Annotated in this window: 10 protein-coding genes; 5 read left to right on the top strand and 5 right to left on the bottom strand. The window is 70.3% G+C overall.

The genetic code is table 11. The features are described 5' to 3' along the window. Nucleotides 1–51 precede the first annotated feature (51 nt). Nucleotides 52–498 carry a methylmalonyl-CoA epimerase gene (gene mce, locus H0487_RS19795; protein ID WP_183095952.1) on the bottom strand — a complete coding sequence of 149 codons (447 nt, stop codon included), beginning with the start codon at nt 496–498 and terminating at the stop codon, nt 52–54. Nucleotides 499–625: 127 nt separating this feature from the next. Between mce and H0487_RS19790 the strand changes: the two genes are divergently transcribed. The 5 genes from H0487_RS19790 to ispG are packed head-to-tail and all read left to right on the top strand — an operon-like array spanning nt 626 to nt 6,431. Next, complete coding sequence (locus H0487_RS19790; protein ID WP_183095951.1) at nt 626–1,816, top strand: acetyl-CoA C-acetyltransferase; 1,191 nt, start codon at nt 626–628, stop codon at nt 1,814–1,816. Beyond that, the gene (gene meaB / locus H0487_RS19785; RefSeq protein WP_183095950.1) at nt 1,800–2,753 is read left to right on the top strand and encodes a methylmalonyl Co-A mutase-associated GTPase MeaB; all 954 of its coding nucleotides are present in this window, start codon (nt 1,800–1,802) and stop codon (nt 2,751–2,753) included. The genes H0487_RS19790 and meaB overlap by 17 nt, the downstream gene beginning before the upstream one ends. 12 nt (nt 2,754–2,765) lie before the next feature. Next, a complete protein-coding gene (gene dxr / locus H0487_RS19780) occupies nt 2,766–3,866 on the top strand; it encodes a 1-deoxy-D-xylulose-5-phosphate reductoisomerase (RefSeq protein ID WP_183095949.1) in 1,101 nt (366 codons plus the stop codon). A 31-nt stretch (nt 3,867–3,897) separates the two neighbouring features. Next, nucleotides 3,898–5,259 (top strand): M50 family metallopeptidase, encoded by a 1,362-nt coding sequence (locus H0487_RS19775; protein WP_183095948.1) that lies wholly within the window; start codon nt 3,898–3,900, stop codon nt 5,257–5,259. Nucleotides 5,260–5,279: 20 nt separating this feature from the next. Further along, nucleotides 5,280–6,431 (top strand): flavodoxin-dependent (E)-4-hydroxy-3-methylbut-2-enyl-diphosphate synthase, encoded by a 1,152-nt coding sequence (gene ispG, locus H0487_RS19770; RefSeq protein WP_183095947.1) that lies wholly within the window; start codon nt 5,280–5,282, stop codon nt 6,429–6,431. A gap of 22 nt (nt 6,432–6,453) precedes the next feature. On the opposite strand, the gene H0487_RS19765 is transcribed toward ispG, so the two are convergent. The 4 genes from H0487_RS19765 to H0487_RS24505 form a co-directional block, all read right to left on the bottom strand. Beyond that, nucleotides 6,454–7,359, bottom strand: coding sequence for a glycoside hydrolase family 16 protein (locus H0487_RS19765; RefSeq protein WP_183095946.1), 906 nt, complete (start codon nt 7,357–7,359; stop codon nt 6,454–6,456). Between the two features lie 41 nt (nt 7,360–7,400). Further along, nucleotides 7,401–8,270, bottom strand: a complete 870-nt coding sequence (locus tag H0487_RS19760; protein ID WP_183095945.1) for a glycoside hydrolase family 16 protein — start codon at nt 8,268–8,270, stop codon at nt 7,401–7,403. Nucleotides 8,271–8,429: 159 nt separating this feature from the next. Next, a complete protein-coding gene (locus H0487_RS19755) occupies nt 8,430–9,326 on the bottom strand; it encodes a glycoside hydrolase family 16 protein (protein WP_183095944.1) in 897 nt (298 codons plus the stop codon). A gap of 134 nt (nt 9,327–9,460) precedes the next feature. After that, nucleotides 9,461–9,584, bottom strand: a 124-nt coding sequence (locus tag H0487_RS24505; RefSeq protein ID WP_183095943.1) for a homocysteine S-methyltransferase family protein, incomplete at its 5' end; no start/stop codon positions are given.

The raw sequence follows: 9,584 nt of genomic DNA, 5'->3' as shown, positions 1-9,584 counted from the left end.
CAGCTCAGGCCGGGGGAGACGGTCGGGTTCAGGTTCGTGTGAAGCGGCGGGTCAGTGGTGCGCGTCGGCCGCCGGCTCGACCAGCTCCACCAGCACGCCGCCGGCGTCCTTTGGGTGGATGAAGTTGACCCGGCTGTTGGACGTGCCGCGCTTCGGGACGTCGTACAGCAGGCGCAGGCCGCGCTCGCGCAGCGTCGCGCAGACCGCGTCGATGTCCTCGACGCGGTAGGCGAGCTGCTGCAGGCCGGGGCCGCTCTTGGCGAGGAACTTGCCGATCGTGGTGTCGGCGGAGAGCGGCGCGAGCAGCTGGATGTGCGAGCCGGTGTCGCCGACGGCGATCATCGCCTCGCGGACTCCCTGCTCCTCGTTGGTCTCCTCGTGCGCGACCTTCATCCCGTAGTTCTCGGTGTAGAAGGCGATCGCCTCGTCGAGGTCGGGGACCGCGATGCCCACGTGGTCGATGGCGGTGAAGAGGTGCTGCACGTCACTCAGGCTCATGGGCCCATTGTGCCGAGTGGCCGCTGTGACATGTGCCTCGTCCCAGGACCGTTGAGACCCCTCGCCGGTCCTGGCTACCCGCGAGTAGAGTCTTGAAGGTTCACTGGCTCGTCTTCACGGAGGAAGAATGTCCGACAACCCCAGCGTCATCGTCGCCGGCGCCCGTACCCCGATCGGCCGCCTCCAGGGCGGCCTCGCGTCGCTGTCCGCGGCCGACCTCGGCGCCGTCGCCATCAAGGGTGCCCTCGAGAAGGCCGGCGTCTCGGGCGACCAGGTCGACTACGTGATCATGGGCCAGGTCATCCTGGCCGGTGCGGGCCAGAACCCCGCCCGCATGGCCAGCGTCAACGCCGGCATCCCGATGAACGTCCCGACGATCACGATCAACAAGGTCTGCCTCTCGGGCCTCAACGCGATCGCGCTGGCCGACCAGCTGGTCCGCGCCGGTGAGGTCGACATCGTCGTCGCCGGTGGCATGGAGTCGATGACCCAGGCCCCGCACCTGCTCCCGAACTCGCGCGCCGGCTTCAAGTACGGCGACACCACGCTGGTCGACTCGATGGCCTACGACGCCCTCTACGACCAGTTCACCAAGCAGGCGATGATCAACCTCACCGACGCCTGCAACGCCGCGGTCGACAACTTCACCCGTGAGGAGCAGGACGCGTTCGCCGCGGCCTCGCACCAGAAGGCCGCAGCCGCGCAGAAGAACGGCGTGTTCGACGACGAGATCGTCCCCGTCACCATCTCCTCGCGCCGTGGCGACGTCGTCGTCAGCGAGGACGAGGGTGTCCGCGGCGACACCACGGTCGAGTCCCTCGCGGGCCTCCGCGCGGTCGCCAAGGACGGCACCATCACCGCCGGCTCTGCCTCGCAGATCTCCGACGGCGCCGCCGCGGTGATCGTGATGAGCAAGAAGAAGGCCGAGGAGCTCGGCCTCTCCTACATCGCCGAGATCGGCGCGCACGGCATGGTCGCCGGCCCCGACTCCTCGCTCCAGCTCCAGCCCGCGGCCGCGACCGCGAAGGCGCTGGAGAAGGAGGGCATCACCGCCGCCGACCTCGACCTGGTCGAGTTCAACGAGGCGTTCGCCGCGGTCGGCATCGCCTCGGCGCGCGAGCTCGGTCTGTCCGACGACAAGGTCAACGTCAACGGCGGCGCGATCGCGCTCGGTCACCCGGTCGGCATGTCGGGCGCCCGCGTGGTCCTCCACCTGGCCCTCGAGCTCCAGCGTCGCGGTGGCGGCATCGGCGCGGCCGCCCTGTGCGGCGGCGGTGGCCAGGGTGACGCTCTGATCGTGCGTGTCCCGAAGAGCTGAAGCACCTGACGAGCTGGTCGCCCGGGCCCGCAACGGAGAGGCTCGGGCGATCGGCCGTCTCATCTCCCTGGTCGAGGACGGCTCGCCCGTCCTCCGGGAGGTCATGGCGGCGCTGACGCCGCATGCCGGGCACGCCCACGTCGTCGGGCTCACCGGCTCGCCCGGGGTCGGCAAGTCCACCTCGACCAGCGCGCTCGTCACCGAGCTGCGCCGACGTGACCTCCGGGTCGGCGTCCTCGCGATCGACCCGTCGTCGCCGTTCTCCGGCGGTGCCCTGCTCGGTGACCGGATCCGGATGTCGGAGCACGCCACCGACCCGGGTGTCTTCATCCGCTCGATGGCGGCCCGCGGCCACCTCGGCGGCGTGTCCCGGGCGACCCCGCAGGCCATGCGCGTCCTCGACGCGGCGGGCTTCGACGTCATCCTCGTCGAGACCGTCGGGGTGGGTCAGAGCGAGGTCGAGATCGCCCGGCTGGCCGACACCACCGTCGTCCTCCTGGCCCCCGGGATGGGCGACGGCATCCAGGCCTTCAAGGCCGGCATCCTCGAGATCGGCGACCTGTTCGTCATCAACAAGGCCGACCGCGACGGTGCCGACAGCGTGCGCCGCGACCTGCGCTCGATGATCGCGCTCGCCGAGCGTCCGGAGGGCGCCTGGCGGCCGCCGGTGCTGAAGACGGTGGCCCTCCAGGGGCAGGGTGCCGACGAGGTGGTGGACGGGATCGACCAGCACCGTGCGTGGGCCGAGGAGACCGGCGAGCTCGGGCGTCGGCGGGTACGCCGTGCCCGCGACGAGATCGAGGCGATCGCCCTGACGGCGCTGCGTGCCCGGTGGGGCGCGGTCGGTGACGGCGCGGACATCGACCGCCTCGCCGCGGCGGTCACGGCGGGGGAGAGCGACCCCTACGCCGCCGCCGACGAGCTGCTCGCCGACTGACAGGATGAGCGGGTGATAGACGTCGTCATCCTCGGCTCGACCGGGTCGATCGGGACGCAGGCGCTCGACCTGGTCCGCGCCAACCCCGACCGCTTCCGGGTGGTCGGGCTGACGGCGGGCGGCAGCAACCCCGAGCTGTTCGCGGCGCAGGTCGCCGAGGTCGCCGCGCGTTGCCCCGAGGTCTTCTCCGGACTGGGCGAGGAGGCCTCGGTCGAGGCCGCCGAGCTCCCGTGCGACGTCGTCCTCAACGGCATCACCGGAGCGGTGGGGCTCCGCCCGACCCTGGCCGCCCTCGCCGCCGGTCGCACGCTGGCACTGGCCAACAAGGAGTCCCTCATCATCGGGGGTCCGCTCGTCCACGAGCGAGCCGCGCCCGGCCAGATCGTCCCGGTCGACAGCGAGCACAGCGCGATCGCCCAGAGCCTGCGCGGCGGCTCCGCCGCTGAGGTACGCCGACTCGTGCTGACCGCGAGCGGCGGCCCGTTCCGCGGCCGGACCCGTGCCGACCTCGAGGACGTGACGCCCGCCCAGGCGCTGGCCCACCCCAACTTCGCGATGGGGCGGGTGATCACGACCAACTCCGCGACCCTCGTCAACAAGGGCCTCGAGGTCATCGAGGCCCACCTGCTGTTCGACGTGCCGTTCGACCGGATCGACGTGGTCGTCCACCCGCAGCAGATGATCCACTCGATGGTCGAGTTCACCGACGGCGCGGTCGTCGCCCAGATCGGCCTCCCCACGATGCTGGTCCCGATCGCGATGGGCCTGGCCTGGCCGGACCGGGTGCCCGACGCCGAGACCCCCGTCGACTGGACGAAGGCCTCCGACTGGCGCTTCGAGCCGCTCGACGACACCGCGTTCCCCGCGGTGGCGCTGGCCCGCGAGGCCGGCGCTCGCGGCGGCACCGCGCCTGCGGTCTACAACGCGGCCAACGAGGTCTGCGTCGACGCCTTCCACGAGGGCCGGCTCCGGTTCCCGGCGATCGTCGACGTCATCGGCGCCGTGCTCGCCGACCACGACGTACGCTCGGGGGAGCGACTCACGCTCGACGACGTCCTCGCAGCGGACGCCTGGGCGCGCGAGGCCGCCACCCGCACCATCCTGTCGGACTGAACCGCTCAGAACTGAGGACCTCGCACCCGCCATGACCGACGCCCTGCTGTACGCCCTCGGCGTGATCATCTTCGTGGTCGCGATCCTGGTCTCGATCGGTCTGCACGAGCTCGGTCACATGATCCCGGCCAAGCGGTTCGGCGGGAAGGTGACGCAGTACTTCATCGGCTTCGGCCCCACCGTGTGGAGCAAGCAGGTCGGGGAGACCGAGTACGGCCTCAAGGCGGTCCCGCTCGGCGGCTACGTCAAGATCGTCGGGATGCTCCCGCCGGGGGCCGAGGACCTCGCCGACGAGGTCACCCACGACGCCGAAGGCCGCCAGGTCACCCGGGTCCGCAAGTCCAACACCGGCATGTTCACCCAGCTCATCTCCGACGCGCGCGCGGCGGAGTGGGAGCTCGTGGGCCCCGACGACGCCGACCGGCTGTTCTACAAGATGCCGCCCTGGAAGAAGATCATCGTGATGGCCGGTGGGCCGACGGTGAACCTGCTCATCGCGTTCGGCATCTTCGCCGCGGTGTTCGCGACCTGGGGCAACGGCGCCGACCAGACGGCGACGACGACCGTCGACATCGTCCAGGCCTGCGTGGTGCCGGCCGAGGAGTCGGGCCGGGTCTGCACCGACGAGGAGATCGCGAACGACCCGACCCCGGCCTATGCGGCCGGGATCGAGCCCGGTGACCGGATCGTCTCGTTCAACGGGGTCGAGGCGGAGGACTGGGAGCAGGTCCAGCAGCTGATCCGCGACAACGGCAACGGCACGGCCGAGATCGTGGTCGAGCGCGACGGCGAGCTGATGACCATCGCGGCCAAGACCACGGTCACCCCACGGTTCCTCACCGTGGACGCGACGGAGAAGACCGAGGTGGGCTTCCTCGGCGTGAGCCCGGAGGTCCATCCCACCACCGGCGGCCCGATCTACACCCTCGAGCAGATGGGCGGCATGACCGTCGACGTCGTCAAGGCGCTCGGCACCCTGCCGGTCAAGGTGTTCGACGTCGCCCAGGCTGTCGTCGGGCTCGAGGACCGCGACCCCGAGGGGCCGGTCAGCATCGTCGGCGGCGGCCGGCTCGCGGGCGAGGTGGCCGCGCACGACGAGATCGAGGTCGGCGACAAGCTGGTCTCGCTGCTCATGCTCATCGCCGGGTTCAACTTCTTCATCGGCATGTTCAACTTCGTGCCGCTGCTGCCGCTCGACGGCGGGCACATCGCGAGCGCGACCTGGGAAGCCCTCCGCCGTGGTCTGGCCCGGCTGTTCGGCCGTCCCGACCCCGGCTACGTCGACGCGGCGAAGCTGCTGCCGGTCGCCTATGTCGTCGCGTCCCTGATGCTGGTCATGGGGGTCGTGCTCATCGTCGGTGACCTGGTCGTCCCGGTTCACCTCGAGTCGTAGTCCGGAAGTAACCTGAAGCCATGACGTCGATCAGCCTCGGCATGCCCGAAGCGCCCCCGCCGGTGCTCGCTCCCCGTCGTACGACGCGGCAGATCAACGTCGGCAAGGTCGGGGTCGGCAGCGACCACCCGATCTCGGTCCAGTCGATGACCACGACGCTGACGGCCGACGTCAACACCACGCTCCAGCAGATCGCCGAGCTGACCGCCGCGGGCTGCGACATCGTCCGGGTCGCCTGCCCGAGCCAGGACGACGCCGAGGCGCTCGCCGAGATCGCCCAGCACAGCCAGATCCCGGTCATCGCCGACATCCACTTCCAGCCGAAGTACGTCTTCGCCGCGATCGACGCCGGCTGCGCCGCGGTCCGGGTCAACCCGGGCAACATCAAGAAGTTCGACGACCAGATCAAGGAGATCGCGCGGGCCGCGCAGGATCGGGGCACGAGCATCCGGATCGGCGTCAACGCCGGCTCGCTCGACAAGCGACTGCTCGAGAAGTACGGCAAGGCCACGCCGGAGGCGCTGGTCGAGAGCGCCGTCTGGGAGGCGAGCCTCTTCGAGGAGCACGGCTTCCGCGACTTCAAGATCTCGGTCAAGCACAACGACCCCGTCGTGATGGTGCGGGCCTACGAGCTGCTCGCCGAGCAGGGCGACTGGCCGCTCCACCTCGGCGTCACCGAGGCCGGCCCCGCCTTCCAGGGCACGATCAAGTCGGCGACCGCGTTCGGTGCGCTGCTCAGCAAGGGCATCGGCGACACCATCCGGGTGTCGCTCTCCGCGCCTCCGGTCGAGGAGGTCAAGGTCGGCATCCAGATCCTCCAGTCCCTCAACCTGCGCCCCCGCAAGCTGGAGATCGTCTCCTGCCCGTCCTGCGGCCGTGCCCAGGTCGACGTCTACAAGCTCGCCGAGCAGGTGACCGCCGGCCTCGAGGGCATGGAGGTCCCGCTGCGCGTCGCCGTCATGGGCTGCGTCGTCAACGGCCCCGGTGAGGCCCGCGAGGCCGACCTCGGCGTCGCGTCCGGCAACGGCAAGGGTCAGATCTTCGTCAAGGGCGAGGTCATCAAGACCGTCCCCGAGTCCGAGATCGTCGAGACCCTCATCGAGGAGGCGCTGCGCCTCGCCGAGTCGATGGAACCGGTCGAGGGTGGCGCCGCGGAGGTCACCGTCTCCTGACCGCGACCCCCGCTGAGGTCTGCTACTTCCAGGCCTTGGCGTAGTCGACGAAGAACGTCGCCGGCAGCGGCGTCGACGCGGTGATCGCGTTCTGGCCGCCCTCGGTGCCGACCCCCATGTTGAGGATCATGCTGAACGGGTGGTCGAACGGCTGCGGTGCGACGAGCGGGGCGTCGGGATCCGGCGTCCGCGTGAAGCAGAGCGTGCCGTCGATGAAGAAGCTGATCGCGCTCGGCTGCCAGTCGACCGTGTAGGTGTGGAACTGGCTGACGTCGGCCACCCGGCAGTTCCAGCCGGAGTCGACGAGGTAGTCGCGACCCTTGTAGTGGAGTGACGGCAGCACGAGCGTCGGCTCGTGGGACCACCACTCGGCGACGTCGATCTCGCCGGACGCCGGCCACGGGCCGTACTTGAGGTTGAGCGGGAACATCCAGAACCCGCCGTGGACGCCCGACGTGCGCGCGGTCGGGAACTTCGCCCGGACCTCGAACTTGCCGTAGGTCTGGGAGAACTTGCCCCGGGTCCCGACCATGCCGCCGGTGTACTTCGTGGTGAAGTCTCCGGTCGGGCTCTTGCACGTGAACTTGCCGGGCAGCGCCAGGGCGATGAGCTCGAGCGCCCCCTTGCGGACCTTGATGTTCTTGTCCGAGGTGGTGAAGCAGGTCTGGCCGCTGCGGAACCCGGTCACCGCGGTCGACTGCGTGATCCACTTGGCCGGGTCGAGCGACCGGCCGTCGAAGTTGTCGACGTAGGAGCAGCTCCAGCTGGAACCGTCGGCCTTGGTCGTGACGACGCCGCACGCGTCGTAGGTGACCTCGGCGCCGGCGGGCGAGCCGCCGCCGGTCGCGAGCTGCAGCGGCGCCACCGCAGCGAGCCCCACGAGTGCGGCTGCGGCGAGCGCGCGTCGAAGATCGCGGACAGTTCCCATCAGATTCCCCCCATGATCCCGAGTTCGGTCAGGTGTATTTTCTAGCGCCAGGACTTGGCGTAGTCCACTTCGTACGCCGCCGGGAACGGCGTCGAGGCGGTGGTCTTGTTGGTGCCGGTGGGCATGCCGACCCCCATGTTGAGGATCATGCTGAACGGCTGGTCGAACGGCGCCGGCGCGACCAGGCCGAGCGGGGTCGTCGGGGTCCGGGTGAAGCACACCGTGCCGTCGATCGCGAAGCTGAAGCCGGTGGGTGCCCACTCCACGGTGTAGGTGTGGAAGCCGGTCAGGTCGGTGATCCGGCAGCCCCAGCCGGAGTCGGCGTTGAAGTCACGACCGCGGTAGTGCAGCGACGGCAGCACCAGCGACGGGTCCGCCGACCACCACTCGGCCACGTCGATCTCTCCGGAGTTCGGCCAGACGCCGTACTTGTTGGCGATCGGGAGCATCCAGAAGCCGCCGTGCAGGCCGGAGGTGGTCGCCGCCGGGAGCTTGGCCCGGACCTCGAAGCGGCCGAAGGTCTGGGAGAACTTGCCCTTGGTGCCGACCATGCCGCCCGTGTAGCGGGTCCAGAAGTCGCCCATGAAGTTCTTGCAGTTGATCGGGGCGCCCTCGTCCTGGGCGGTCAGCGCGAGCACGCCGTCGGCCACCTTGACGTTGCGCTCGGTCGCGGTGAAGCAGGTCTGCTGGCTGCGGAAGCCCGTCTTGACGGTGTCCTGCACGATCCACTTGGCCGGGTCGAGCGTGGTGCCGTCGAAGTCGTCGACGAACGAGCACGTCCACGGCGAGCCGTCGGCCTTGGTGGTCACGACGCCGCACGCGTCGAAGGTGACGTCGGCGGCGGCCGGCGCGGCGGCCGGGGAGCCCGGCAGCGGGACGAGGCCGGCGCTCACGATGAGTGCCAGGCCCATGAAGGCGCGACGAAGCGAACGAACTGAAACCCTCATGAACATCCCCCCAGGAGGCCGCGACGGCCTCGTCCCCTGCTGCTTAGCGCTCCTAAACGTAGGGGGACGGGGTCCCTGGGGTCGTCGGGAGTTCGACCTGTCCGGCCTAGTCCGGAAGGACTATCAGCGCCAGGCTTTCGCGTAGTCGACGACGTAGGTCGCGGGGAAGTCGGCCTTCCACGACACGTTGGGGCCGACGCCCATGTTGAGGATCATGCTGAACGGGTGGTCGAACGGCTTCGGGGCGACCAGGGGCGGCTCGGGGGTCCACGACCGGGCGAAGCACTCGGTGCCGTCGATGAAGAAGCGGATGACCGTCGGTCGCCACTCGACGGTGTAGGTGTGGAAGTCCGTGACGTCGGTCCAGCACTCCCAGCCGGAGTCGACGTCGGGGTCGCGGCCGTCGTAGTGGAGCGAGGGGATCACCCGGTCGGGCTCGTAGGACCACCACTCGGCGACGTCGATCTCGCCGGAGGAGGGCCAGCGGCCGTAGGTGTGCTCGACCGGATACATCCAGAATCCGCCGTGGATCCCGATGACCCGGTTGCTCGGGTACTTCGCGCGCACCTCGAACCGGCCGTAGGTCTGGGAGAACCTGCCCTTGGTGCCGACCATGCCGCCGGTGTAACGGGTGCTGAACCCGCGGAGCCGGGCGCTGCAGCGCTGCCACGGTCCCTTGCGGGCGGTCAGGTGCAGGGCGCCGTCGTGCACGCGGATGTTGTCGCGCGAGGAGGTGAAGCAGGTGCGGCCGGACCGGAAGCCGGTCTCGCCCGTCTCCTGGGTGATCCACCGGTCGGGGTCGAGGCCGCTGCCGTTGAACCGGTCGACGAAGGTGCACCGCCACGGCGTGCCGCCGGCCTTGCGGATCGTGGGCCCGCAGTCGTCGCCTGCCCCCGGCGCCGCGATCCGTACGACGGCGTCGGGCGCGGTGCCGACTGCCTGAGCCGGAGCCAGGGTCGCGCCGGCGACCAACGCCGCTGCCCCCAGCAGCCAGCGGCCACGTCGCACAGGAACCCGCATCCGAACCCTCCCCAGGTCACGCTCGCCGGGGAAACCTACCGCCGGTAGGTCATTCGTCCTGTTGTTGTCCGGCCGGTGGGCGGAGCTGTCTGGACAGGTCCGTGTCACGGCCCGTCGCTGGCCCAGCGCAGGTGTCAGCGCGGGCTGGCGACTCCCCACATCGCGGCGATGTGGCGGACGTCGGTGCCGCAGCAGCCACCGACGACCTCGAGCGCGGGGAAGGCCGCGAGGAGCGGCTGCTGGTCGGCCGCGAGCTGG

This window comes from Nocardioides stalactiti (assembly GCF_014180715.1).
GTDB lineage: Bacteria > Actinomycetota > Actinomycetes > Propionibacteriales > Nocardioidaceae > Nocardioides > Nocardioides stalactiti.
This window is presented reverse-complemented; position numbering and strand designations above follow the sequence as displayed.